Source organism: Stenotrophomonas sp. KH_036_B (genome assembly GCF_057839485.1).
Window position 1 is genome coordinate 3,875,807 of the sequence record NZ_CM174491.1, and the last position, 24,311, is coordinate 3,900,117.

General features: G+C 68.0%; 25 protein-coding genes and 2 riboswitches. Of the genes, 15 read left to right on the plus strand and 10 right to left on the minus strand.

Annotation, left to right across the window (positions count from 1 at the left end; translation table 11 throughout):
- Nucleotides 1-71: 71 nt before the first annotated feature.
- The 9 genes from AC3ITN_RS17225 (at nucleotide 72) to AC3ITN_RS17265 (ending at nucleotide 9,703) form a co-directional block, all read left to right on the plus strand.
- Nucleotides 72-1,205 (plus strand): LysM peptidoglycan-binding domain-containing protein, encoded by a 1,134-nt coding sequence (locus AC3ITN_RS17225; RefSeq protein WP_489391293.1) that lies wholly within the window; start codon nucleotides 72-74, stop codon nucleotides 1,203-1,205.
- Nucleotides 1,206-1,331: 126 nt separating this feature from the next.
- The gene (gene dprA / locus AC3ITN_RS17230) at nucleotides 1,332-2,471 is read left to right on the plus strand and encodes a DNA-processing protein DprA (RefSeq protein WP_489391294.1); all 1,140 of its coding nucleotides are present in this window, start codon (nucleotides 1,332-1,334) and stop codon (nucleotides 2,469-2,471) included.
- A 42-nt stretch (nucleotides 2,472-2,513) separates the two neighbouring features.
- Complete coding sequence (locus AC3ITN_RS17235) at nucleotides 2,514-2,987, plus strand: DUF494 family protein (RefSeq protein WP_313344508.1); 474 nt, start codon at nucleotides 2,514-2,516, stop codon at nucleotides 2,985-2,987.
- A 37-nt stretch (nucleotides 2,988-3,024) separates the two neighbouring features.
- Nucleotides 3,025-3,804, plus strand: a complete 780-nt coding sequence (locus AC3ITN_RS17240) for a GYF domain-containing protein (protein ID WP_489391295.1) — start codon at nucleotides 3,025-3,027, stop codon at nucleotides 3,802-3,804.
- Between the two features lie 39 nt (nucleotides 3,805-3,843).
- A complete protein-coding gene (locus AC3ITN_RS17245; protein ID WP_489391296.1) occupies nucleotides 3,844-4,770 on the plus strand; it encodes an RDD family protein in 927 nt (308 codons plus the stop codon).
- Nucleotides 4,771-4,960: 190 nt separating this feature from the next.
- Entirely contained in the window at nucleotides 4,961-7,459 is a 2,499-nt protein-coding gene (locus AC3ITN_RS17250) for a DNA topoisomerase I (RefSeq protein ID WP_489391297.1), read from the plus strand.
- 52 nt (nucleotides 7,460-7,511) lie between these two features.
- Nucleotides 7,512-8,102, plus strand: a complete 591-nt coding sequence (gene tsaC / locus AC3ITN_RS17255; RefSeq protein WP_313344498.1) for an L-threonylcarbamoyladenylate synthase type 1 TsaC — start codon at nucleotides 7,512-7,514, stop codon at nucleotides 8,100-8,102.
- A gap of 54 nt (nucleotides 8,103-8,156) precedes the next feature.
- Entirely contained in the window at nucleotides 8,157-8,957 is an 801-nt protein-coding gene (locus AC3ITN_RS17260; protein WP_313344495.1) for a DUF4124 domain-containing protein, read from the plus strand.
- A 23-nt stretch (nucleotides 8,958-8,980) separates the two neighbouring features.
- Entirely contained in the window at nucleotides 8,981-9,703 is a 723-nt protein-coding gene (locus AC3ITN_RS17265; RefSeq protein ID WP_313344492.1) for a hypothetical protein, read from the plus strand.
- Between the two features lie 38 nt (nucleotides 9,704-9,741).
- On the opposite strand, the gene AC3ITN_RS17270 is transcribed toward AC3ITN_RS17265, so the two are convergent.
- The gene (locus AC3ITN_RS17270) at nucleotides 9,742-10,518 is read right to left on the minus strand and encodes an SDR family oxidoreductase (protein ID WP_313344489.1); all 777 of its coding nucleotides are present in this window, start codon (nucleotides 10,516-10,518) and stop codon (nucleotides 9,742-9,744) included.
- A gap of 165 nt (nucleotides 10,519-10,683) precedes the next feature.
- Here AC3ITN_RS17270 and AC3ITN_RS17275 point away from each other — a divergent pair, with 165 nt between their 5' ends.
- From AC3ITN_RS17275 to AC3ITN_RS17285, 3 genes are read left to right on the plus strand one after another with little or no spacing between them, the layout of a single operon-like run.
- A complete protein-coding gene (locus tag AC3ITN_RS17275; protein WP_489391298.1) occupies nucleotides 10,684-10,899 on the plus strand; it encodes a hypothetical protein in 216 nt (71 codons plus the stop codon).
- A 21-nt stretch (nucleotides 10,900-10,920) separates the two neighbouring features.
- Entirely contained in the window at nucleotides 10,921-11,199 is a 279-nt protein-coding gene (locus tag AC3ITN_RS17280) for a type II toxin-antitoxin system RelE/ParE family toxin (RefSeq protein ID WP_489391299.1), read from the plus strand.
- Nucleotides 11,171-11,473, plus strand: coding sequence for a helix-turn-helix domain-containing protein (locus AC3ITN_RS17285; RefSeq protein WP_489391300.1), 303 nt, complete (start codon nucleotides 11,171-11,173; stop codon nucleotides 11,471-11,473). Before AC3ITN_RS17280 ends, AC3ITN_RS17285 begins: the two co-directional genes overlap by 29 nt.
- Nucleotides 11,474-11,604: 131 nt before the next feature.
- On the opposite strand, the gene sppA is transcribed toward AC3ITN_RS17285, so the two are convergent.
- The 4 genes from sppA to AC3ITN_RS17305 all read right to left on the minus strand — a co-directional run bounded on the left by sppA (nucleotide 11,605) and on the right by AC3ITN_RS17305 (nucleotide 16,638).
- Entirely contained in the window at nucleotides 11,605-13,509 is a 1,905-nt protein-coding gene (gene sppA / locus AC3ITN_RS17290; protein ID WP_489391301.1) for a signal peptide peptidase SppA, read from the minus strand.
- Between the two features lie 85 nt (nucleotides 13,510-13,594).
- Nucleotides 13,595-14,965 (minus strand): MATE family efflux transporter, encoded by a 1,371-nt coding sequence (locus tag AC3ITN_RS17295; RefSeq protein WP_489391302.1) that lies wholly within the window; start codon nucleotides 14,963-14,965, stop codon nucleotides 13,595-13,597.
- Nucleotides 14,966-15,089: 124 nt separating this feature from the next.
- Nucleotides 15,090-15,644, minus strand: coding sequence for a DUF3106 domain-containing protein (locus AC3ITN_RS17300; protein WP_489391303.1), 555 nt, complete (start codon nucleotides 15,642-15,644; stop codon nucleotides 15,090-15,092).
- Entirely contained in the window at nucleotides 15,637-16,638 is a 1,002-nt protein-coding gene (locus AC3ITN_RS17305) for a hypothetical protein (protein ID WP_313344474.1), read from the minus strand. The genes AC3ITN_RS17300 and AC3ITN_RS17305 overlap by 8 nt, the downstream gene beginning before the upstream one ends.
- Before the next feature lie 412 nt (nucleotides 16,639-17,050).
- Between AC3ITN_RS17305 and AC3ITN_RS17310 the strand changes: the two genes are divergently transcribed.
- Nucleotides 17,051-19,306, plus strand: coding sequence for a primosomal protein N' (locus AC3ITN_RS17310; protein ID WP_489391304.1), 2,256 nt, complete (start codon nucleotides 17,051-17,053; stop codon nucleotides 19,304-19,306).
- A 90-nt stretch (nucleotides 19,307-19,396) separates the two neighbouring features.
- Here the strand turns inward: AC3ITN_RS17310 and AC3ITN_RS17315 are convergent, their stop codons facing one another.
- Nucleotides 19,397-20,017, minus strand: a complete 621-nt coding sequence (locus AC3ITN_RS17315; protein WP_489391305.1) for a glutathione S-transferase family protein — start codon at nucleotides 20,015-20,017, stop codon at nucleotides 19,397-19,399.
- Between the two features lie 61 nt (nucleotides 20,018-20,078).
- Entirely contained in the window at nucleotides 20,079-20,825 is a 747-nt protein-coding gene (locus AC3ITN_RS17320; RefSeq protein ID WP_313344464.1) for an NYN domain-containing protein, read from the minus strand.
- 163 nt (nucleotides 20,826-20,988) lie between these two features.
- On the opposite strand from AC3ITN_RS17320, the gene AC3ITN_RS17325 reads away from it, so the two are divergent.
- On the plus strand, nucleotides 20,989-22,269 hold the full coding sequence (locus AC3ITN_RS17325; RefSeq protein WP_489391306.1) for an NAD(P)/FAD-dependent oxidoreductase: 1,281 nt from the start codon (nucleotides 20,989-20,991) through the stop codon (nucleotides 22,267-22,269).
- 33 nt (nucleotides 22,270-22,302) lie between these two features.
- Here the strand turns inward: AC3ITN_RS17325 and AC3ITN_RS17330 are convergent, their stop codons facing one another.
- The 3 genes from AC3ITN_RS17330 to AC3ITN_RS17340 all read right to left on the minus strand — a co-directional run bounded on the left by AC3ITN_RS17330 (nucleotide 22,303) and on the right by AC3ITN_RS17340 (nucleotide 23,352).
- Nucleotides 22,303-22,620, minus strand: coding sequence for a hypothetical protein (locus AC3ITN_RS17330; RefSeq protein WP_489391307.1), 318 nt, complete (start codon nucleotides 22,618-22,620; stop codon nucleotides 22,303-22,305).
- Nucleotides 22,621-22,636: 16 nt separating this feature from the next.
- Nucleotides 22,637-22,981 carry a ribonuclease E inhibitor RraB gene (locus AC3ITN_RS17335; RefSeq protein WP_313344456.1) on the minus strand — a complete coding sequence of 115 codons (345 nt, stop codon included), beginning with the start codon at nucleotides 22,979-22,981 and terminating at the stop codon, nucleotides 22,637-22,639.
- 95 nt (nucleotides 22,982-23,076) lie between these two features.
- Nucleotides 23,077-23,352, minus strand: coding sequence for a GIY-YIG nuclease family protein (locus AC3ITN_RS17340; RefSeq protein ID WP_489391308.1), 276 nt, complete (start codon nucleotides 23,350-23,352; stop codon nucleotides 23,077-23,079).
- 44 nt (nucleotides 23,353-23,396) lie between these two features.
- A riboswitch (glycine riboswitch) is annotated at nucleotides 23,397-23,479 on the plus strand.
- A gap of 20 nt (nucleotides 23,480-23,499) precedes the next feature.
- Nucleotides 23,500-23,590, plus strand: a riboswitch (glycine riboswitch).
- A gap of 91 nt (nucleotides 23,591-23,681) precedes the next feature.
- Between AC3ITN_RS17340 and AC3ITN_RS17345 the strand changes: the two genes are divergently transcribed.
- The gene (locus AC3ITN_RS17345; protein WP_313344451.1) at nucleotides 23,682-24,299 is read left to right on the plus strand and encodes a trimeric intracellular cation channel family protein; all 618 of its coding nucleotides are present in this window, start codon (nucleotides 23,682-23,684) and stop codon (nucleotides 24,297-24,299) included.
- The last annotated feature ends 12 nt before the right edge of the window (nucleotides 24,300-24,311 follow it).

Consider the following 24,311-nt stretch of genomic DNA (forward strand, 5'->3'; position numbering starts at 1 on the left):
CAACGCTTGCCTTGCGCCCCGGTTTCTGGACTATAGTGCTCGAACCTGTTGGGGAATCAGGCACCACACCTATGTTTGAAAGAACTCGTACGGTCGTCGCCGTCGCGATGCTGACCGTCGCTACCTATGCTACCGCCGTTGAAGTGAATGGCGGGCACCCGGAAACCTATGTCGTCCAGAAGGGCGACACCTTGTGGGATATTTCCGCGCGCTTCCTTAAAAAGCCGTGGTTGTGGCCAGAAATCTGGCAGGCCAACCCGCAGGTCAAGAATCCGCACCTGATCTACCCGGGTGACGTGCTGAGCCTGGCCTACCTGGACCGCGTCGTGGCCCAGCCCGGCCCGCGCCAGGACGCCCCGATCAACGCGATCCCGCTGGACCAGGTCGAGCCCTTCCTGAAGCAGCTCAGCGTGGTGGACGACATCAAGTCGCTGCCCTACGTGGTTGCCCTGGAAGACAACCGCCTGCGCGCCACCACCGGGCAGACCGCCTATGTGCGGGGCCTGGACGGTGCGGAAGTCGGCCAGCGCTGGGCGGTGGTCCGCACCACCGTGCGCTACTCGCTGCCCAAGCCCACCGAGGACCTGACCGCCAGCGGTGATGTCACGCCGGGCAGCGGCAACCTGTGGAAGAACTTCGTGGCCGCGCCGAGCAAGCGCAACGAGATGCTGGGCTACGAACTGTCCCAGCTGAACGTGGGCACCGTGGTGAAGCTGCCGGACGGCAAGTCGGAAGTGACCACGCTGGCGCTGCAGGGCCAGGTCGACGGGCGCGAAGTGCGCGCCGGCGACCGCCTGGTGCCGGTCGAGGCCAACCCGTATGACCTGCAGTTCTTCCCGCACGCACCCGCCGCCCAGACCGAAGGCCTGTACATGCGCGTGCTGGCGGTGACGGACATGTACCTGGCCGGCGGCCCGCGCGATGTGATCGCGATCTCGGCCGGCAGCGCCAACGGCATCGACAACGGGACCGTGGTCTCGCTGTGGCGCCAGGGTCGGCATGTCGCCCACCGCATGGAGTATCCGAACTCCTCGCGGATGGACGACTCGCTCACCACGGGTGCCGGCCGCGTCTCGCTGCCGGATGAGTACGCTGCCCACGCGATGGTGTTCCGCACCTTCGACAAGGTCAGCTATGCGCTGGTGATGCAGGGCGTGAAGCCGGTGCTGGTGGGCTATTCGGCCAAGCACCCCGACGCGCAGTAATCGCGCGGGTCGGCAACGCCGACCCCGCAACGCGGCAGGTACCGACCGTGGGTCGGTACAACGTCCGACGCAACACCACGACGGCGCCCCAGGGCGCCGTCGTTGTATCCGGGCTAGCCTGAGCAGATGCCCGACGACCTGCCCTCCTCCACCGAGGCGCTGCTGCGCCTGGTCCTGGCCGGCGGTGCGCTGGCTCCACGACGCGCCCTGCTGGCCGCTTTCGACGATCCCGCCCTGGCCCTGCGCGCCGGCCCCAGCGCCTGGCGCGCCGCGGGATGCAACACCGAACAGCGGGCCCTGCTGGCCCTGCCCGACCGCGCCACCCTGGCCCACGGCCTGCACTGGCTGGCGCAGCCGGACCGGCACCTGCTGGCCATCGGATCCGATGACTACCCCAGCCTGCTGACCCGCGTGGACCAGGCCCCGCTGGCCCTGTTCGTGCAGGGCGACCCAACCGCCCTGTGGCACCCCGGTGTAGCGGTGGTCGGCAGCCGCACGCCCTCCCCCAGTGGTGCCGAGCTCGCCGGCGAGTTCGCCGGCGGCCTGGCCCGCAGCGGGCTATGCGTGGTCAGCGGGTTGGCCGCCGGCGTTGATGCCCGTGCCCACCAGGCCGCGCTGGGGATCGCCGGCGGGCGCACCGTGGCGGTGGTGGCCACGGGCCTTGACCTGACGTACCCGCCCCAGCACGCGGCGCTGCACGCGCGCATCGCCGCGCGCGGTGCGGTGGTCAGCGAGTACCCGCCTGGCACCCAAGCGCGTCCCGGGCAGTTTCCGGCCCGCAACCGCATCGTCGCCGGCCTGACCCTGGGCACCCTGGTGATCGAGGCGGCGATGCGTTCGGGCGCACTGATCACCGCCCGCCTGGCCGCCGAGGCCGGACGGGAGGTCTTCGCCCTGCCGGGCTCCGTGCGCAACCCGCGCGCCCGCGGCTGCCACCGGCTGATCCGCGAGGGTGCCCAACTGGTGGAACACCCCGACGAGGTGATCCAAGGCCTGGCCGGACTGGCCGCCAGCCTGGGCAAGGACTTGCGTTCGCGCCTGGACGCCCCCACTGAACAGGCACGGACAGTACGCGGACGCGTCCCGCCTTCCTCCGACCCGGACTACCAGCGCTTGTGGAAATCGCTGGACGACAACCCAACCTGTATGGATTCATTGATCCAGCGCAGCGGATTGACGGCGGCCCGGCTGTCGGCCATGCTTCTGATCATGGAACTGGATGGAAAGGTGGTCGCCAACCATGGCCGCTACTGTCGAAAACCCTAGTTTCTTCACCTCCACAGCGTCGATGACGCAGGCCGAGGGGCAATGAAAGAGAGCATTCTGGACGTCCTGTTGTACCTGTTTGAACACTATTTCAGCGAAGACGCGGACATCGTCCGCGACCGCGACACCCTCCAGAACAGCCTGATACAGGCCGGCTTCAGCCCCACCGAGATCAACAAGGCCTTCGACTGGCTCGATGCCTTGGCCGAACAGCGCCCGGCCGTCACCCTGGCCCGCGTTGACGGCCCGGTCCGTATTTTCCACGGCCCGGAGCTGGACAAGCTTGACGTGGAAGGCCGCGGTTTCCTGATGTTCCTGGAGCAGCACGGCATCCTGGACGCCAACCAGCGCGAGCTGGTGCTGGACCGTGCCATGGCCCTGGACCAGGACGAACTGGACCTGGACGACCTCAAGTGGGTGGTGCTGATGGTGCTGTTCAACCAGCCGGGCGCCGAGGCGGCCTATGCCTGGATGGAAACACAAATGTTCGTAGACGAACCGGAACCCCTTCACTAAACGTACACTGAGTGCCCAGCGCATTCAGGAGCGGACCGTGGGCCAGTGGTTCTATGCAGAAGGAAACCGTCAGCAGCGTGGGCCGCTGACGTCTGAGGAGTTGATTGCGCTGTACCAGTCCAGCCGGATCGCGCTGGATACGCTGGTGTGGCGCGACGGCATGGCGCAGTGGCAGCCACTGCGCAGCGTGGCCGACGAGGTCGGCCTGGTGATCGCGCCGCCGCCGCCAACGGGTGCCGCCCCGGAGGTGGAGTTCAACCCGCCCCCCATCGTCGAGCCGGTCGCCCCGGCGCCGCCGCGCATTCCGGGCTTCGACGTACCAACCCGGGAGCCTGCCGCGCCGCCGCGGCCGTCCTATCCCCGCCCCGCCGCGCCCCCACCGAAGAAGACCTCCGGTTGCCTGATCATCGGCCTGGTCGTGGCCGGGGTGTGCGTGGTGGTGTTCGCCATCCTGGCGGCCATTGCCATTCCCGCTTACCAGGGGTACGTCGACCGCGCCAGACTGGTCAATGCGGTGAGCACCCTGTCGCCGCTGAAGACACAGGTGGCCGTGTTCGCCCAGGAGAACAACCGTTGCCCGGTCAATGGCGATGACGGCTTCCTGAGTTCTGATGCCTACGCCAACGACGGCGTGAGTGCGGTGCGCATCGGTCGCTTCGGCGAAGGCAAGTGCGGCGTGGAAATTGAATTCTCCATGCCCGGCAAGCGCGCCCTGGACGGCAAGATGCTGTGGTACGAATACGACATTGAACGCCAGGAATGGACCTGCAGCAGCGACGCCGACAGCGAGTACATGCCGGCGCAGTGCCGCGGCTGAGCCGCACTTCAAATTACGGATGAAAAGGGGAAGTACGCAATGACTGAGTGGTATTACGCCGATGGCCAGGACCGTCAGGGTCCGTTGATGGCTGAAGAACTGCGCCAGCGCTTCCAGCGCGGGGAAATCAGCCTGACCACGCTGGTATGGCGCGAGGGCTACGGGGAGTGGAAGGCGCTGTCCGAAGCGGTGGAAGAGCTGCAGCTGCAGAACCTGACCAGCGCCGCCAGCAACCTGGGCAGTGGCTTCGACCTGCGCGGTGACTACACCGCCATCGACAACGGCACCGCGCCATTGCCGGGCACCGGTGGGGGCACCTACTCGCCCTATACCGCCCCGGGCGCTACCGGCAGCTACGGCTCGTCCGTGGTCAGCGGCGGCGAAGTGGTCTATGCCGGGTTCTGGAAGCGCGTCGCCGCCTATCTGGTCGACTACGTGTTGTTGACCGTGACCTCGGCAATCGTCGGCGGCATCATCGGCGCAGTGCTGGGGGTCGCGATGTCCAGCGGCGGCTCCAGCGGTTCGGCCATCGAGATGGCCGCGCAGGGCGTTGGCATGCTGCTCGGTATCGGCATCGGCGTGGCCTATTACGCTGCGTTCCACTCGTCGAAGGGCGGCGCCACGCTGGGCAAGATGGTGGTCGGGATCAAGGTGGTGCGTTCCGATGGTGAGCGCATCAGTGTGCTGCGCGCCATTGGCCGGTACTTCGCGGCCATGCTCAGCGGTCTGATCCTGTGCATCGGCTATCTGATGGCCGCATTCACCGACCGCAAGCAGACCCTGCACGACATGATCTGCGACACCGTCGTGGTGGACCGCTGGGCCTTCACCGAGCAGTCGCACCTGCAGCGGCACGAACTCGGGACGGCGACCGTCGTGATCCTGGTGATCGGCGGCCTGCTCACCGTGGGCCTGATCGGCCTGATGATCGCCATGTTCGGGGTCATCGCCGCGTCCATGTCCTGACCGGTCCTCACACAGGGCCGCTTGACACAAGCGGCTCCGGCGTGATTCCTCTACAAGGCGCAAAAACTGAACGCCCGGCGCATAACCGGGCGTTCAGCGTATGGAATTCGACGCCCGCCCTTCACTAATGCGGCCATTTGCTCCACCCTAGCGCCCTCTCCCGGGCTGCTGCCCACAGAATTCAATAGACATGCCCAAGCACCTGCTCATCGTCGAATCGCCCGCCAAGGCCAAGACGATCAACAAATACCTCGGCAAGGACTTCACCGTCCTGGCCTCGTATGGGCATGTGCGCGATCTGGTCCCGAAGGAAGGCGCGGTCGACCCCGACAACAACTTCGCGATGCGCTACGACCTGATCGACAAGAACGAGAAGCACGTCGACGCGATCGCCAAGGCGGCCAAGACCGCCGACGACATCTTCCTGGCGACCGATCCGGATCGCGAGGGGGAAGCGATCAGCTGGCACATCGCCGAGATCCTGAAGGAACGCGGGCTGGTCAAGGACAAGCCGATGCAGCGCGTGGTCTTCACCGAGATCACCCCGCGCGCCATCAAGGAAGCCATGAGCCAGCCGCGCGAGATCGCCAGCGACCTGGTCGACGCCCAGCAGGCGCGCCGCGCGCTGGACTACCTGGTGGGCTTCAACCTGTCCCCGGTGCTGTGGCGCAAGGTGCAGCGCGGGCTGTCCGCCGGCCGCGTGCAGAGCCCGGCGCTGCGCATGATCGTGGAGCGCGAGGAAGAGATCGAAGCCTTCATCGCCCGCGAATACTGGAGCATCGACGCGGCGTGCGCGCACCCGTCGCAGCACTTCAATGCCCGCCTGATCAAGCTGGACGGTCAGAAGTTCGAACAGTTCACCGTGACCGACGGCGACACCGCCGAGGCCGCCCGCCTGCGCATCCAGCAGGCCGCGCAGGGCAACCTGCACGTCACCGACGTGGCCAGCAAGGAGCGCAAGCGGCGCCCGGCGGCTCCGTTCACCACCTCCACGCTGCAGCAGGAAGCCTCGCGCAAGCTGGGCTTCACCACCCGCAAGACCATGCAGGTGGCGCAGAAGCTGTATGAAGGCGTGGCGATCGGCGACGAAGAAGGCACCGTGGGCCTGATCTCGTACATGCGTACCGACTCGGTCAACCTGTCGCAGGACGCGCTGGCCGAGATCCGCGACGTGATCGCCCGCGACTACGGCATTGCCGCGCTGCCGGACAAGCCGAACACCTACCAGACCAAGTCCAAGAACGCCCAGGAAGCGCATGAAGCCGTGCGCCCGACCTCGGCACTGCGCACGCCGGCGCAGGTCTCGCGTTACCTGACCGACGACGAGCGCAAGCTGTACGAGCTGATCTGGAAGCGCGCGGTGGCCAGCCAGATGATTCCGGCCACGCTCAACACCGTCAGCGTGGACCTGTCGGCCGGCAGCGAGCACGTGTTCCGGGCCAGCGGCACCACCGTTGTGGTGCCCGGCTTCCTTGCCGTCTACGAAGAAGGCAAGGACAACAAGAGCGCCGAGGATGACGACGAAGGCCGCAAGCTGCCGGCGATGCAGCCAGGCGACCGCGTGCCGCTGGACCGCATCGTGGCCGATCAGCACTTCACCCAGCCGCCGCCGCGCTTCACCGAAGCGGCGCTGGTCAAGGCGCTGGAAGAATATGGCATCGGCCGTCCGTCGACCTATTCGTCGATCATCCAGACCCTGCTGTTCCGCAAGTACGTGGAGATGGAAGGTCGCAGCTTCCGCCCGTCCGACGTGGGCCGCGCGGTCTCCAAGTTCCTGTCCAGCCACTTCACCCAGTACGTGGACTACGACTTCACCGCCAAGCTTGAAGACGAGCTGGATGCGGTGTCGCGCGGTGAGGAAGACTGGATTCCGTTGATGGCCCGCTTCTGGGAACCGTTCAACCGGCTGGTGGAAGAGAAGAAGGAATCGGTCGATCGCGCCGAGGCCAGCGGTGCCCGCGAGCTGGGCACCGACCCCAAGACCGGCAAGCCGGTGAGCGTGCGCCTGGGTCGCTTCGGGCCCTACGCGGCCATCGGCAGCACCGCCGAGGACGCCGAGGACAAGCCCAAGTTCGCCTCGCTGCGTCCCGGCCAGTCGATGCACACCATCAACCTGGAAGACGCGCTGGAGCTGTTCCTGATGCCGCGCGCGCTGGGTGAGGACAAGGGCGAGGATGTCAGCGTGGGCATCGGCCGCTTCGGCCCGTTCGCCAAGCGCGGCAGCACCTACGCCTCGCTGAAGAAGGAAGACGACCCCTACACCATCGATCTGGCCCGCGCGGTGTTCCTGATCGAGGAGAAGGAAGAGATCGCACGCAACCGGATCATCAAGGAATTCGAGGGCAGCGAAATCCAGGTGCTGAACGGCCGCTTCGGCCCGTACCTGAGCGACGGCAAGATGAACGGCAAGATTCCCAAGGACCGCGAGCCCGCCTCGCTGACCTTCGCCGAAGTGCAGCAGTTCATGGAAGAAACCGGCAAGCCGGTGCGCAAGGGCTTCGGCAAGAAGGCCGCCAAGAAGGTCGTGGCGAAGAAGGCGGTGAAGAAGGCCGCGGTGAAGAAGGAAGCCGCTGAACCGGTGAAGAAGGCCGCGGCGAAAAAGGCACCGGCCAAGAAAGCCACCAAGAAGGCGGCGGCCAAGAAGACCACCAAGAAAGCCGCCAAGAAGACCGTGGCGAAGAAAGCCTGAGGATTGCCGGCCCGCGGCCCGCAGTAGCGGTGCCGTGCGGCGCGGGCGGATAATGCAGGCCCATGCTGGACCGGCTGCCGTCATGAACGAACTCACCCTGGACACCGCCCTGCCCGCGCTGCGCGCCGGCGGGGTGATCGCGTATCCCACCGAAGCGGTCTGGGGCCTGGGCTGCGATCCCGGCCATGAGGCGGCGGTGATGAAGCTGCTGCGGCTCAAGCAGCGCCCGATCGAGAAAGGCATGATCCTGGTCGCCGCCGACCTGTCCCAGCTGGACGACTGGGTGCGGCTGCACGCGTTGCCGCCCGAGCGCCAGACCGATGTGCTGGCCAGTTGGCCGGGCGCGCATACCTGGATCCTGCCGGCCGGCCCGCGCGCGCCGCGCTGGATCACCGGCGAACACAGCGGCATCGCGGTGCGGATCAGTGCCCACCCGCTGGTGGCCGCACTCTGCCGCGCGTGGGGCGGCCCACTGGTCTCCACCAGTGCCAACCTGGCAGGCAAGCCACCGGCACGCACCCGTGCCGAACTCGACCCGGCGCTGCTGCCCCTGCTGGACGGCCTGATCGATGGAGCCACCGGCGGCCTGGCGCAGCCCACGCCGATCCGCGATGCGCTGAGCGGCCAGGTCCTGCGTACCTGAGCGGCAGCGCGCGCTGCTTTTGCGCGCGCGCCGGCAAAGCCGCACACTGGCCCCATGCGCCGACCCACTGCTCCCTGGCTGATCCTGTTGCTGCTGTGTGGCAGCGCGCCGCTCGCTGCCCAGGACACAGGCAGCGTGCGCATCTATCGCTGCGTAGGCAGCACTGGCACCGTGTCGCTGCAGGACGCCCCCTGCCGCGACGGACGCCAGGAAGTGCGCGAGATGCAACGCCCGCGCGATCCTGCGCCGCGGGTCGTGCGCAGCGACCGCGACCCGGCCACGCCCGCGGCGGCACCGGCCGAACGTGAGGTGCGCTACGTCCACGTGCAACCGCCGCAACCCATCTACGAGTGCATCCGCGACGATGGGAGCCGCTATACCAGCGATACCAGCGAAGGCAATCCACGCTGGGTATCGGTGTGGACCAGCGCCTGGCTGCCCGGACGCGGGGCCGGCGGCGGTCACGGCGGCGGTCATTCCGGGCCACGCCCGCTGCCGCCGATCATGCCGATGGGCAGCGGCAGTGGCTCGGTGGCGTCCAGCGGCGGCTCGCTCACGGTCTCCGGCGGCGGCTCGCGGGTGGGCGGCAGCCTGACGGTCGGCGGTGGCAGCTCGCAGTGGCAGAGCGAGGGCTCTGCATATCCAGGCACCTACCAGGACGTGGTGATTCCCGCCGGCAACGTGCTGGTCCGCGACCAGTGCCACGCGCTGCCGGCCAACGAGGTCTGTTCGATCCTGCGCGACCGCCGCTGGGAACTCGGTCGTCGCTACAACAACGCGCTGCAGGGCGAGCGCGACGCCATCAACCGCGAGCAGCGCGGCATCGATGCACGGCTGGATCGCGACTGCCGGTAGCGGTCCCGTTGTATCCTGCGCCAATGAAACCCTGGTGGCTCCTGTTGCTGTGCGTGGCGTTCCCGGCGATGGCCGACGACGCGATCGTGTTCCGCTGCACCGATGCGGACGACAACGTGACGGTGCAGGGCAAGCCCTGTCCGGCCGGCAGCCACCAGGTCATCCAGCGCATGGATGCAGCCCCTTCGCGCACGGAAGTGTCGGTGTCCACCAGCGCCACGCCCACGCCACCCGCAGCGCCGGCACCGCCAGTGCAGCGCCCCGCGCCGGCCGCGCTGCCGCCGCAGGTGCCGGGCAAGGCGCAGCCGATGGAACGCATGATCTCCGAGGCCTACCAGACTCCCGCCGGCACCGCGATCCTCGACAGTGCCACCCTGCCCAAGCCTGGCGATGTCAGCACGACCGGTGCGTCGGACAAGCCCCCGTTGCCGGACATCTACCAGTGCCAGGGCCGCGATGGCGGCCGCTACCTGCACGAGCGTGAGCCGGCGCCGCCGCATTGCGAGCTGATGTCGGTCACCGGGTTGGGGGGCGTGACGCCGGTCAATGCGGCCAGCTGCGAAGTGATCCGCGACGATTGCCAACCGCTGCCCGAGGATCAGCGCTGCAGCGCCTGGCAGCAACGCTTCCGCGACGCCCGCGGCCGCGAGCGCTTCGCATCGCCGGACAGCCTGGCCGCCGCCAGCACCGAGCGTACGCGCCTGCAGGCGGTACTGTCGGACAGCAATTGCGCGGTACCGCAGTAGCGCGTGCGGACCAACGATCCGCACCTACCCGTTACGGGTTAGAACCCGTACCTTAGAAACCCGCCGTCCACGGCGATGCATTCGCCGGTGACGTAGCTGGCCGCCGGCAGGCACAGGAAGCCCACGGCGGCAGCCACTTCCTCGGGCTCACCAATACGGCGCATCGGCGTGCGATCGATCACCTGCTCGTAGTAGTCCGGGTCCGACAAGGGACCAGAGGTCCGCCGGGTACGGATGTACCACGGTGCTACCGCGTTGACGCGGATGCCGTCCTCGGCCCACTCCACCGCCAGGTTGCGGGTCATCTGGTGCATGGCCGCCTTGGTCATGCCGTAGACCGCGCCACTGCGCACATGGGTCAGGCCGGACACGCTGCCTACGTTGACGATGGCCGACGCGGCGTGCCGCGCCAGCAGCGGATGCGCGTAACGCGACAGTTCAAAGGCCGAGAACAGGTTGGTCTCGAAGATTCCGCGCCATTCGTCTTCGGTGTATTCGGTGGCCGGCTTGCTGATGTTGCCGCCGGCATTGTTGATCAGCAGGTGCAGCCCGTCGCTGTGGTCTTCCACCCAATCCAGGATCTCGCGGCGGTCCTCGTCATCGGACACGTCCGCCGACAGCCCATGGATCTCGCGGTCGGGGAAGGCGTCGGCCAGCTCATCGCGGGCCACCTCCAGTGCGTCGGCATCGCGGCCGACGATCAGCAGGTCGGCACCGAAGCCCAACAGTTCGCGGGCGATCGCAAGGCCAATCCCGGCACTGGCACCGGTGATCAATGCGGTCTGTCCATCCAGTCGCCAACGCTGCGCGCTCACCTGTTTCTCCTGCCGTGGGGCACTGCCCCGTCACCGTGTGCAGGGCACCGTGCCCTGCGCTGCGGGCAGGATAGCCCGCATGCGAGTGTGGCGCACGCCATCACACATCGGGTGGAGCAGCGGTGCGACACTGCGCTTCCCTTGGGCTGTGCCTGCGAGGTTGCCATGTTCATTCGTATTGCCCTGCCATTGGTGGGCCTGCTCGCGTTGAGCGGCTGCAGCCGCCCCGTGCCCCCGGCCCCGGACAAACCGCCGGAGCCGCAGGCCACCGCGCTGCGCGACGCCATGCAGCAGCCGCTGGACAAAGCCAAGGCTGCCCGCGACACGCTGGAGAAGGCGCCGGATACCAGTGCTGTGGACGACGCCGAATCGGGCCGGTAGATCACGCCGTAACCAGTCAGCATGTCGCGACGTCGACTTGAGAAGCGAGTGGCGCGGCCCGGTGGTGGCAAGCGCGACGGCTACCGAACCCTGCTTTCGGCCCGGATCGGTAAGCGCTATGTGTTTCTGCACGGATTCTCCAAGAGCGACAAGGCGAACATCACGCAGGAAGAGAAGCAAGCGCTTCAGTTCGCCGGCACAACGTTACTGGAGCTAAGTCCAGCAGCGCTGGCGAAGGCGCTTCGGGTTGGCGTTCTATTGGAGGTGCGATGTGAGCAAGATTATTCAATCACTGCGTGACGACTTTGCTGCTCTTTACGAGGCGGGAGCGATCAACAAAGTCACGATGCGTGAATTCGATTCCCTGTGCCCCCCCTCCGTTCGTGAGTTCAGTGCAACTGACATCAAGCGCCTGCGCGAAGGCCTGAGGTTCAGCCAGCCCGTATTTGCACTTCATCTGCACACCTCAGCGTCGACGGTTCGCAAGTGGGAACAGGGTGAGACGCACCCCACCGGTCCGGCACTCAAGCTTCTGAACATCATCGCTGACAAGGGGCTCCAGGCAATTCTCTGACCCGGCGCGCAGCGCAACAAAAAAACCCGGCCTTGGCCGGGTTCTTTGTTGAAGCGCGTCACCACCCACGGTGGTGACCTACCGGGCCGGATGTGCGGTAGATCACCACCGTTGGTGGTGATCGTGCGTCATCAGAAGCCGCAGAAGCAGTACGCCAGCGCCTTTACGGGCGCGCTGCCGCGCGGATCGCGGGCGGCGTCTTCGACGAAGCGCAGCTGGGTGTCCACTTCCGGCATCGAGCGGGCCAGCATCATCCGCGCCATGCCCGATTCGCCCAGCATCCACGCACCGGCATGGGAGCCGGCGAAGCCGCTGAGGAACTGTGCGAACGGCGTGGCGGGCTTCTCGATGTAGCGCACGCGCACCTTGTCCGGGCCGCCCAGCTTGGCGCGGTTGGCGGCGTCGGCAACGGCGGCCTTCAGCCCACCGAACGCATCGACCAGACCGCGCTCCTTGGCCTGCGCGCCACTCCAGACGCGGCCACGCGCCACTTCGTCCACGGCCTCGACCGGCTTGTTGCGTGCATCGGCGACCTTGCCGGTGAAGTCGGCGTAGCCCTTGTTGATCACCGACTGGATGACCTGGCCCACGGCCGGGTCCATCGGACGGGTGATGTCGAAGGCACCGGCGAAGCGGGTGGTGCCCACGCCATCGGTGTGCACGCCGATCTTGTCCAGCGAACGCGAGAGGTTGGGGATCATGCCGAAGATGCCGATCGACCCGGTGATGGTCGACGGGTCGGCGTAGATGCGATCGGCGTTCATGCTGATCCAGTAACCACCGGAGGCGGCCAGGTCGCCCATCGACACCACCACCGGCTTGCCGGCGGCCTTCAGCGCGACCACTTCGCGACGGATCTGCTCGGAGGCGAACACTTCACCGCCGGGCGAATCCACACGCAGCACCACCGCCTTCACGTCCTTGTCGTCGCGCGCTTCGCGCAGCAGCGCAGAGGTCGATTCGCCGCCCACGCGGCCGGCCGGCAGGTCACCACCGGCGATTTCGCCGGACGCCACCACCACCGCCACCTGCGGACGCGAATCCACCGGCGAACGACGGCCGTCGAGCTGGGACAGGTAACCGTCCAGGTTGATGCTGCGGAAACCGCCGTCGGCGTCTTCGTCCGCCACGCCGCGATCGGCCAGCAGGTCCTCGACTTCCTCGCGGGTCTTCAGGCCGTCCACCAGCTTCTGCTGCAGCGCGAACTTGGCCAGGTCGCCACCGGCAGCGGCGATGCCTTCAGGCAGGGTGTCGATGCCGGCGGCCAGCTGCGCGGCGTCGAGCTTGCGTGCCTTGGCGATATCGCCCAGGTAGCGCTGCCACACATCGTTCATCCAGAACAGGTCCGCTTCCTTGGCCTGGGGCGACGCCGCGTCCAGCACGTACGGCTCGGCCGCGGACTTGTACTCGCCCACCTTGAACAGGTGCACGTCAACGCCCAGCTTGTCCTGCAGGCCGGTGCGGAAATACTGGCGGTAACGGCCCAGGCCTTCCAGCACCACGCCCCCCATCGGGTCCAGGTAGATCTCGTTGGCCTGCGCGGCCAGCAGGTACTGCCACTGGCTCATGTTGTCGCTGTAGGCCACGATCTGCTTGCCCGACGCGCGCAGCTCCTGCAGCGACGCCGCCACTTCACGCATCGAAGCGAAGCCACTGGGCTGCAGCTTGTCCAGCTGCAGCACCACGCGCTCGATCTTCTTGTCCTGACGTGCCGCCTCCAGCGCGCGCACCAGATCGCGCAGCTGCACTTCATCGGCGCTGTTGTCGCCCACGGCCTTGGCCAGCGCGCGGCTGACCGGGTCGGCACTGAACTGTTCGACCAGCCGGCCTTCCGGCGCAATGACCAGCGTGGTGCGGTCCTCCAGCGCCTTGCCGGCACTGGCGCCCTTGCCCATCGCAATGACGAACAGCACCAGCACCAGGAACAGGAAGCCGAAGAACAGCAGGTTGAGGATCAGCCTGCGGGTAAAGTTCATCACATCCCACAGCCCGGTGAAGAAGCTGGCCACGGGGTTGCGACGCGCGGGTTGGTTCATGGGGAAAACTCCAGTTGGCATCTTGCCGTGGTACCAGCATAGCCGGTGCCGGAGGCCCCGGCATCGGACACAAGTCAGGGGGTCGTCAGGCAGCCGTGGTGAGGCTGTTTCCGACACGTCGGCTGCTGACATGCAGCCGCCATGCCATCAGGATCGCCGCGGCGGTCAGACCGAGGATGAGGCCCAGCCACATGCCCTGCGGGCCCATGCCCAGGCCCAGGCCGAGCCCGGCGCCGAGCGGCATGCCCAGGCCCCAGTACGAGAACATGGCGATGAACATGGGCACGCGGGTGTCCTTCAGCCCGCGCAGTGCGCCGGCCGACAACACCTGGATACCGTCGGGGAACTGGAAGGCGGCCGCATACAGCAGCAGGGTCGATGCCAGCGCGGCCACGCCCATGTCGGCGGTGTAGACCCCCACGATGGCGTCGTGCCCGAACAGCAGCACTGCGGCAGACAGCGTCTGCGTGCCCAGGATGATCACCAGCCCGGCGATGGCCGCTCGGCGCACGCCAAGCCCATTGCCGCGACCCACCGCATGACCCACGCGCACGGTGGTGGCCTCGGCCACGCCCATCGGGATCATGAAGCACAGCTGGGCCACGTTGATGGCGATCTGGTGCGACGCCGCTTCGGTCGCGCCCAGGCGGCCGATCAGCAGCGCGGTCACGATGAACAGACCGCCTTCCATCAGTACGGTGATGCCGATCGGCAGGCCGGTGCGCAGCAGGTCCCAGATGGCCGACCAGCGCGGCAGCTCCAGGTGCGAGAACAGCTCCAGATGCGCGAACCGCTTGGTCTTCCACAGGTAGCCCGCGAAACACAGCGCCTGGATCCACATCATGGTGGCCGAGGCGATACCCAGGCCTTCGGCGCCCATTTCAGGGAAGCCCAGCCTGCCGTAGCACAGCACATAGCCGAGCGGCGCCAGCACCAGCAGGCCGCCGAAGCCCAGCAGCATGGTCGGCAGCGTCCAGTGCATGCCTTCGCTGAGATAGCGCATGCAGAAGTACAGGGTCAGCGCCGGGCCGCCCCAGCGCACCGCGTGCAGGAACCCGGTCGCGCCCGGCACGATGTCCGGGGCGATGCCGAACGCCGGCAGCAGCGGCGGCACCACCGTGAGGAAGGTGAACATGATCAGCCCAAGCCCCAGCGCCAGCCACAGGGCCTGGCGGAACAGCGGGCCGATCTCGCGCTCGCGGCCCGCGCCGTGCAGCTGCGACACCGAGGCGGTGAGCGAGATCAACGTGCCGATCGGGATCAGCATCGGCAGCCACAGCAGCGCGGTGCCGATGGTGACGGCCGCCAGCGTCTGGGTGCCGTGGTGGCCCGCGATGACGTTGTCGACGAAGGAGATCAGGCCGGTGGAGATATGGCCCAGGACCAGCGGCAGCGCGAGCAGGCCGGTGGCGCGCACTTCCCGGGAGAGGCGCGGCGTGGAGGTAGCGGTAGACATGGGATCACGGACGGCAACTACGGCAGCGCGCGGAGGGCACAGGCACCGGGTTGCGGCCGGTCATCTTACGCGCGCGGCGTGGCAAAACCCACGACCGCGGGTAAATGCGCGGTCGCGCCTGTACTCAGTGCCCCACGTGCTCGCGCAACCACGCATCACGCCCGGCGGGGGCCAACGCCAGGAACTGGTTGCGCACCTGGTCGCGTTCCTGCGGTGGGGTGCGCTGGGCCACCAGCGTGAGCTGGGCCAGCTGGTCCACGTTGAGTTGGCGCAGCACCGCCAGGGCCGGCTCACGCTGCTCGGCGGGCAGGAAGCCGAACAGGCCCTGCAGCTTGGGGAACAGCTGGCCAAGCTGCGGCCCCAGCAGCCAGCCGTCGCGGAAGCGCTGGTCCTGTTCGTTGAAGGTGGCGCGCAGGGTCTGCTGCTGCGCGGCCGGCAGCGCGGCCACACGGCGGGCCGCCTCGCGGATGCGGGCGCGCTCGGACTCGGGCAGCGCCTGCCACTGCGCATAGCGGCTGCGCAGCTCGCGCAGCTGCGCCGGGTCGAGCGCGGCGGCAGTGGCGGGAATCGCCGGCGCGGTGGTCGGGGTCGGGACGGACACCGGTGCGGGCAGCGGCTGTGGCGCGGCCTGCGCGGCGCCGGCCAGGCCCAAGGCAAGCAACAGGATCGACTTATTCATCGGCGGCAGCCGTCTCCAGGCCGGCGGTGGCGGGTTCGGGGCGGCTGGGCTGCGGCTGCGACTCGTCGACCGGCACCGGGCCACCGGCGGCGAACCAGGCATACAGATCGGCATCGCGGGCCAGGGTCAGCTCGGGGTCGGCCAGCATCGCCGCATCGCTGGCCGCATGGACCGGGTCGGCGGGCGCCGCCACGGGCACATCGTCATCCGACAACGCCTCGACCTGGACCGGATTGTCGGTGGACACCGCCCCGTCGGGCACGCTGGCCGCCGGATCCGGTGCCTGACGCTGGTGTTTCCACCATGCCGCGCCGCCCAGCAGCACGCCCGTGGTGACGACCAGGATGAGCAGGCCGCGCCACAGCGGGCGGCGACTGCGGCCACGGGCCGCGCTGCGCCGCGCCGCGGCCTCGGGTGCCGCAGGCGCCCGCCAGGAGGTCGCGTCCTTGCCCGGGGCCGGCGCGGGGGCCGGCTGGTGCAGGCGTTGCAGGCGCGCCGCAGGCAGGTCGCGCAGGCGCTGCTGCACCTGTTCGGCCAGCGCCCGCCAGCCGGCCGCATCCGGCTGGCCATGGGCGTCGCGCGGGCAGGCCTCGGCCAGCGCCTGCTGGTACTCGGCCACCGGCATGTCGAGGATCTGCGCGGCAGCCGCTTCGTCCAAGCCACCACCGATGCGCAGCAACAGGGCCAGCCGGGCCGGCGGTGACAGCGTGGGCAGGTGCGCCAGGCCGGGGGACCACACACCGCCGGCCGCCGGCACCCGGATCGGATTGCGGTGGGCCAGCAGGATCCAGAACCGGTCCGGCCACTGGGCCATCGGCACATCGCTGGCGATCCCGGCAAAGGCACGCATCACCGCCACCAGCGCCTGCTCGGCAAGGGTGGGGTCGCCGCATTGCAGCTCGGCCACGACCAGGGCACGGCGTTCAACGCCGCGCAGGAAGGCGGACAGCGCGCCGGCTGCGGTAGTGGAAACAGGGGCGTTCGCAGCCGTCATAGCAACTCCATCATTTGCAGAAATGATAGCGATTGCGCCATCAGTCGGGCGTGCCAATGTGGGTGGTCCGTGAAGACGATCCACCCGTCAACCGTATGGCCGCCGCGCAGGTTGTGCACAGCACCAACAAAAACGGCAGAAAACCGGGTGTGAAGCAGGGGTCATGCATGTGTCAGCTTTGTTTCACAGCCATCTAGTTGATTTATATCATTTTTATTGTGTGGCTATTTTTTGACCAACCCAGCCTCCAGTACGGAATGCCCTGACAAACAGCTCAGAGTTCGACACTGGCACACAGACTTATCCACAGAAGATGTGGATAAGACTGAATCTCCCTTCCACACAGATATTTAGCCGCTATTTAGGTTCCGTCTGCCGGCCCGGCGATAGATTCCATGCGCTGAACAGGCGGGTGCCCGACCGCTACACTGGACCGATGCTGCCCCCCGATCCAGCCCCCCCGCTGACCCTGGAAACCGCTCCGGCCCCATTTCCGGATGCCGCCAGCCTGCAGGTCGCCCTGCCCCTCCCGCTGCCGCAGTGGTTCGACTATGCGCCGCCCCCGGGCGAACCGCCGCATGCCGGCATGGTGGGCCGCCGGGTGCGGGTGCCGTTCGGGTCGCGCGAGCTGGTCGGGGTAGTTGCCGGTATCGGCACGGTAGCCGACGGCAACGCCCTGCGCGCCGCGCTGGCCTGGCTGGACGACGCACCGCTGCTGGCCGGCGAGCTGTGGCGTTCGCTGCAGTGGCTGGCGCGCTACACACACGCGCCGCTGGGTGAGGTGGTCAGCACCGCCCTGCCCGGTCCGCTGCGCCGCGGCGAACCGGTGGCCGACACCCACCGCTGGGGGTGGCAGCTGACCGCCGCCGGGCACGAGCAGCGTGCGCGCCTTCGGGCAGGCACGCGGCCGCAGCGCGTTGCCGGGCTGCTGGTGGACGGCGGGCTGGACGAGGACGCCCTGGACGAGGTCATGGAGGACTGGCGCAGCGCCGCCCGTGCCCTGGCCAAACGCGGGCTGGTCGAGCGCATCGCGCTGGCGCACAGCGCCGCGGTGCCCGGCATCCGTCCCGGTCCCACGCCCAACCCCGAACAATCGGCTGCCATTGCAGCGATCACGGCCAGCCCCGGCTTCGGTGCGTTCCTGCTCGACGGCGTCACCGGCAGCGGCAAGACCGAGGTGTACCTGCAGGCCATCGTGGCCTGCCTGGCACGCGGGCGGCAGGCGCTGGTGCTGGTGCCCGAGATCGGCCTGACACCGCAGACGCTGGCGCGCTTCCGCACCCGTCTCGGCATACCGGTGCATGTGCTGCATTCGGGCCTCAACGACAACGAGCGCGCGCGGGTATGGGCGGCCGCCGCGCGGGGCGAGGCACAGGTGATCGTCGGCACCCGCTCGGCGGTGTTCACCCCCTTGCCCAACGCCGGGCTGATCGTCATCGACGAAGAGCACGACGGCAGTTACAAGCAGCAGGACGGCATCCGCTACCACGCACGTGACTTCGCGCTGGTGCGCGCCAAGGCACTGGACGTGCCGGTGGTGCTGGGCAGCGCCACGCCGTCGCTCGAGTCGCTGCACAATGCGCGCGCTGGCCGTTACACGCACCTGCGCCTGAAGCAGCGCGCGGGCGAGGCGCGGCCGCCGCAGGTGCGGGTGCTGGATGTGCGCAAGCGCCCGTTGAAGGACGGGTTGTCGCCCGAGGTGATGGACGGCATCGCCCAGCATCTGCAGGCAGGCCACCAGGTCCTGGTGTTCAAGAACCGCCGGGGCTACGCACCGGTGCTGTTGTGCCACGACTGCGGCTGGACCGCGCCGTGCAGGCGCTGCGACGCGCCGATGACCGTGCACGCCGGCGGGCGGCGCCTGCAGTGCCACCACTGCGGCGCACGCCAGCCGGCGCCCATGGCCTGCCCGGACTGCGCCAGCCTGGCGCTGCAGCCACAGGGCATCGGTACCGAACGGCTGGAAGAGCGCCTGGCGGAGGCCTTCGCCGACTACCCGGTGATCCGCATCGACCGGGGCACCACCCAACGCCGCGACGCGCTGGAAACCCAGTTGGCCACGCTTGGCGATCGCGCCGGCATCCTGGTCGGCACGCAGATCCTGGCCAAGGGCCACGACCTGCCCAAGCTGACCCTGGTGGTGGTGGTGGGCATCGACGAGGGCCTGTTCTCGGCGGATTTCCGTGCCAGCGAGAAGCTCGCCCAGCAGTTGATCCAGGTGGCCGGCCGCGCCGGCCGCGCCACCGATGCCGGCGAGGTCTGGCTGCAGACCCACCATCCGGGTCACCCATTGCTGGACACCCTGGTCAACGGCGGCTACCACGCCTTCGCCGACGCCGAACTGCAGCAGCGCGAGGCCGCCGGCTTCCCGCCGTTCGCGCACCTGGCGCTGCTGCGTGCCGAGGCGCAGCAGGTGGAGCATGCCAACGCCATGCTGACCGCGGTGCGTGAGCTGATCGTCGATGACATCGCGGTGGAACGCTATGGCCCGATGCCGGCCCCGATGCCGCGCCGTGCCGGCTACCAGCGCACCCAGCTGCTGCTGTCTGCCCCGTCGCGACGGCCGCTGCACGCGGTACTGGACCTGGTCACACCGCAGATCCACGCGTTGCCGCAGGCGCGCAAGGTGCGCTGGTCGCTGGATGTGGATCCGACGGATCTTTATTGACGGCGTGCGGACCCACGGTCCGCACCTGCCTCGCATGGATACCGCCCCGGCAGGTATGGACCGTTGGTCCATACACGTGAGGCACGCGGATCAGGTCAACGCGGTCATGACACCACGCTGGTACGCAGGGCGCTGCTTCAGCCGTTCGTACCACGCCGCCAGGTGCGGCAGGTCCGGCCGCTGGATCGGCATTTCGAACCACGCGTAGGCGAATGCGCCGAGCGGAATATCGCCCATCGCGAAGTCATCGCCGGACAGCCATGGCTGCTGCGCGAGCGCGTCGTTCGCCAACGCCAGCAATTCGCCCGACCGCACCAGCGCCGCAGCGATGCGGGCCTCGTCGCGGTCGGACGGTGCCGTGCGCAGCGTGCCCCAGAACAGGTCGCGGAACGTGCCGGCGAACGTCGAGGTGGTCCAGTCCATCCACTTCTCCGACTGCGCGCGTGCCACCACGTCTTCCGGGTACAGCGTGCCCAGCGCATAGCGCGCGGCCAGGTAGCGCACGATGGTGTTGGACTCCCACAGCGGCAGGCCGTGGTCTTCGATCACCGGCACCAGCCCGTTGGGGTTCATGGCGCGGTACTCCGGCGACTGGGTGCCGCCGAACGCGCCGCCCACTTCGATGGACGCATACGGCAGGCCGATCTCCTCCGCGCACCACAGTACTTTGCGCACGTTGCTGGAATTGTGCCGGCCCCAGATCTTCAGCATGGTGGTGTTTCCTGTGTTAGGAGAGCGGCGATTACGATACGCCTCTGTGGTGGGTTCGGCGCTACCGCGCCTTCTTGGGGAGTGCGCGCACGTAGGTGGACTTGCCGTCCTTCTTCATTTCGAACAGTCCCGTGGCGGCCAGCAGTTCGCTGAGTTTGCTGTAGCCGTAGTTGCGCGAGTCGAACGAGGCCTGGTTGCCGATCTGGCTGCCCACCGGGCCCAGATGCGACCAGCCATCTTCGCCTTCGGCCGAGGTCACCGCACGGCGCAGCATCTGCACCAGGCGGGTGTCGTTGCGCAGTTCCGGGCCGCTCTTGCGCGGGCGGGTCTCCTCGCTGTCCTGCTCCACCTCCGGATCGGTGGCGTGCCCCTGGCCCAGCGCTTCCAGATAGGTGAACTTCGAGCAGGCATTGACGAACGGCTCGGGCGTCTTCTTCTCGCCGAACCCGTATACCTTCACCCCGTCGGTCAGCAGGCGCATCACCAGCGGGGTGAAGTCGGCATCGCTGGAGACGATCGCAAAGCCGTCCAGGTTGCGCGCGTACAACATGTCCATCGCGTCGATGACCATCGCCATGTCAGACGCGTTCTTGCCGCGGCTGTAGGCGAACTGCTGGATCGGTCGGATCGCGTATGCGTGCAGCACCGATTCCCAGCCCTTCAGGCGCGGACTCTTCCAGTTGCCATAGGCGCGGCGCACGTTGGCCACGCCGTAGCGCGCCACTTCGGCCAGCACCACGTCGATCTTCGACGACGGCGCGTTGTCGGCATCGATCAGCAACGCGATGCGCTTTTCCGGTTCGGTCATGTCAGCCTCCAGAGCGGTAACGGGACGCCGCCGGGCAAGCGCGACGGCTGCTGAACCCAGTATCTGTCATCCGCGTGAACATCGTGCTTCACGTGCGACGATAGGTCGCGTCGACCATGTTCCCATGGGGTCGGAAGGCCGACCCCCGCCAAGGAGTCATTGCATGACCCGCGATTCCCTGCCCCACCTGGTCATCATCGGTGGTGGTTTTGCCGGCCTCTGGGCCACCCGCGCACTGACCAGCGCGCGCGTCCGCATCACCCTGGTGGACCGTCGCAACCACCATCTGTTCCAACCGCTGCTGTACCAGGTCGCTACGGCGGGGCTGTCCGCGCCCGACATCGCCGCCCCCCTGCGGCACATCCTCGGCCACCAGCGCAATGTCGAAGTGCGCCTGGGCGAAGTGACCTCCATCGACAAGCACACGCACCAGATCACCCTGGCAGACGGCAGCCAGCTCGGCTACGACACGCTGATGCTGTGTACCGGCGCCACCCACGCCTATTTCGGCCACGACGAATGGGCCGCCGATGCGCCCGGCCTGAAAACCCTGGACGATGCCATCGCGCTGCGCCGCAAACTGCTGCTGGCGTTCGAGCGCGCCGAGGCCGAGCCCGATCCCGTGCGCAAGGCCGCCTGGCTCAGCTTCGCCGTGGTCGGCGGCGGTCCCACCGGGGTTGAACTGGCCGGCACGCTGGCCGAAATCGCCCGTCACACGCTGCGCAACGAATTCCGCCATATCGACCCGGCCAGCGCCAAGGTGCGGCTGGTGGAGGCCGGCCCGCGGGTGCTGTCCAGTTTCCCCGACGTGCTCTCGCTGAAGGCGCGCCGCCAACTGGAGAAGCTGGGCGTGGAAGTACTCACCGGCACGCCGGTAAGCAACATCAACGGCGAGGGTTTCCAGCTCGGCGACCAGTTCATGGCCGCGCGCACCGTGGTGTGGGCCGCCGGCGTGGCCGCCTCACCGCTGGCGCGCACGCTGGACGTGCCGCTGGACCGTGCCGGCCGCGTACCGGTGCAGCCGGACCTGACCCTCGACGGCCACCCCGAGATCTTCGTCGCCGGCGACCTGGCCGCACTCAGCCAGGCCGACGGCAAGCCGGTGCCCGGCGTGGCACCGGCGGCCAAGCAGATGGGCAAGCACGTGGCAGCCATCATCCGCGCGCGGCTGGACGGCAAACCGGCACCGGGGGCGTTCAAGTACCAGGACTTCGGGAATCTGGCCACGATCGGGCGCATGGCCGCCATCGTCCATCTGGGCCGGCTGCAGCTGTCGGGCGTGCTGGCCTGGTGGTTCTGGCTGGCGGCGCACGTATTCTTCCTGATCGGCTTCCGCAACCGCCTCGTGGTACTGCTCAACTGGGCCGTGGCGTACTGGAGCTACCAGCGCAGCGCGCGGATCATCTTTGGGGATGACCGCGAGGATAGGCGACCCGGGCGCTGACGGAGGCAGCGACGCATGGCGTCGCGCTACCGGTCATGGGTCGTTGCCGCGGGCCAGGTGCACGTCCCAGGTACACAGGTAGTCCGGGTTGGTGATGGTCAGTTCCATCGAACGCAGGGTGTAGTCACCGGGTGCGGCCGGCGTGTAATGGTCCAGCGTGGGCGGCAGGAACAGCTCCTCGCCGTCGACCGCGCTGGCCAGCACCACGCCTTCGTCGTCGTTGATGCGCAGCACCTCGCCGGCGAACTGGCGATGCTCCAGCGCGTTGCCGTCAGCATCGAGGTAGGTGATGCCCGCCAGCACGGTCTTACCCAGCATGGCCTGGGCTTTGTCGCTGCCGTCCAGGGTCATGGCACGCTGTCCGGGCTCAGTCCTGCACCATGCAGCCCCAACCGTCGATGCGCCCTTCGAACCTGGCCGCCTCTGATTCCAGCAGCGCTTCGAAGCCCGAAATGTTGCCGTGGGTCGGCACCATCAACGGATGTGCCAGGACCTGCCAAGGGAAGTCGTCATTGCCTTCGTAGGCGGAGAACGAAACCTTCTGCTCGTTCCGGAGCAGGTGCACCGAGAAACGGAGGGCGGCGTCCTCGTCCGGGAAGATGACCGCGAAATCCACCTCCCGCGCCACCGAGAGATCATCGCCGTCCTGCAGCATCTTCCACAGCACATCGCCGTTCTCGTCATCGGGGTACAGCGCGGGATCGCGTGACATGGCAGTCCGGTGGTCGCAGGGGATGGGGCAATCTTCCCACGCCGCCGCGCTCAGCGGGTGATGCGCCGGCGCCGTGAGTGCCCTGCCGGGCACGTTCACCCGGCAGGCTCCATAGGCGCCTGCAGCCACGCCAGCTTGCGCGCGCGCGGCTGGCGCTTTAGCGCGCATTCGGCCTTCAGTGCCGCCGAGCGGTCGGGGTAGGCGCGCATGGCCAGCACCCGCAGCGGCGGATTGGCGCGGGTGTAGCGGGCACCCTTGCCGGCCAGGTGGGCCTGGAAGCGGGCGTCCACGTCGTTGCTGATGCCGGCGTAATAGCTGCCGTTGCGGCATTCCAGCAGATAGACGTACCAAAGGGCGGGTTCAGCGGGCATACCGGGATTATCCACCGCCACGGGCGTGCTGGCTGCTAGAATCCGCCCCGGATGCAGGAGAGAGGCGCCGCGCTGGCGCCCGCCGAAGGCGCAGGCTCCCATAATCGCTCAGGCCGGTGGCTCGATACGCCACCAACCATGCATCCAACACGCCGATCTGGAGAGAGGTCTTCAATGACCCGCCGAAGGGGCACGTGGCCTGGCCACTGAACTCTCAGGCAAAAGGACAGCGGGAGCGGCAACGGAATCCCACCCTGCGACAGTGCTGCGGCGCTGGCGTGGTCCGTGCGTGTTTCCGTCCCCGCCTGTGCCCTGCCCGGAGCCGCCCCATGCTGCTGTCCCTGATCTACCTCATCGCCATTTCCGCCGAAGCCATGACCGGGGCGCTGTCCGCCGGGCGGCGGCGCATGGACCTGTTCGGCGTGGTGATCATCGCCTGCGTCACCGCACTGGGCGGCGGTTCGCTGCGCGACATCGTGCTGGGCCACTACCCGCTGGGCTGGGTGAAGCACCCGGAGTACCTGGGCTTCACCATCTGCGCGGCGTTGATCGCCACCTGGGTGGCACGCTGGATGCACCACTTCCGCCGCACCTTCCTGGTGCTGGATGGACTGGGACTGATCTGCTTCACCCTGATCGGCTGCGCGGTGGCGCGCGATGGTGGCCATTCGGTGCCGATCGTGCTGATCGCCGGCATGCTGACCGGCGCATTCGGTGGCGTGCTGCGCGATGTGCTGTGCAACGAAGTGCCGCTGATCTTCCAGAAGGAGCTGTACGCGGTGATCACCCTGCTCACCGGTGCGGCCTGGCTGGGCCTGCTGGAACTGGGCGTATCGCTCAATGCCGCCACCCTGTGGTGCCTGGGCGGCGGCTTCGCGTTCCGCCTGATGGCCATCCACTTCAAGTGGGAAATGCCGAAATTCGTGTACCGCGACGAGGTGCATTGAACGGTACGTTCA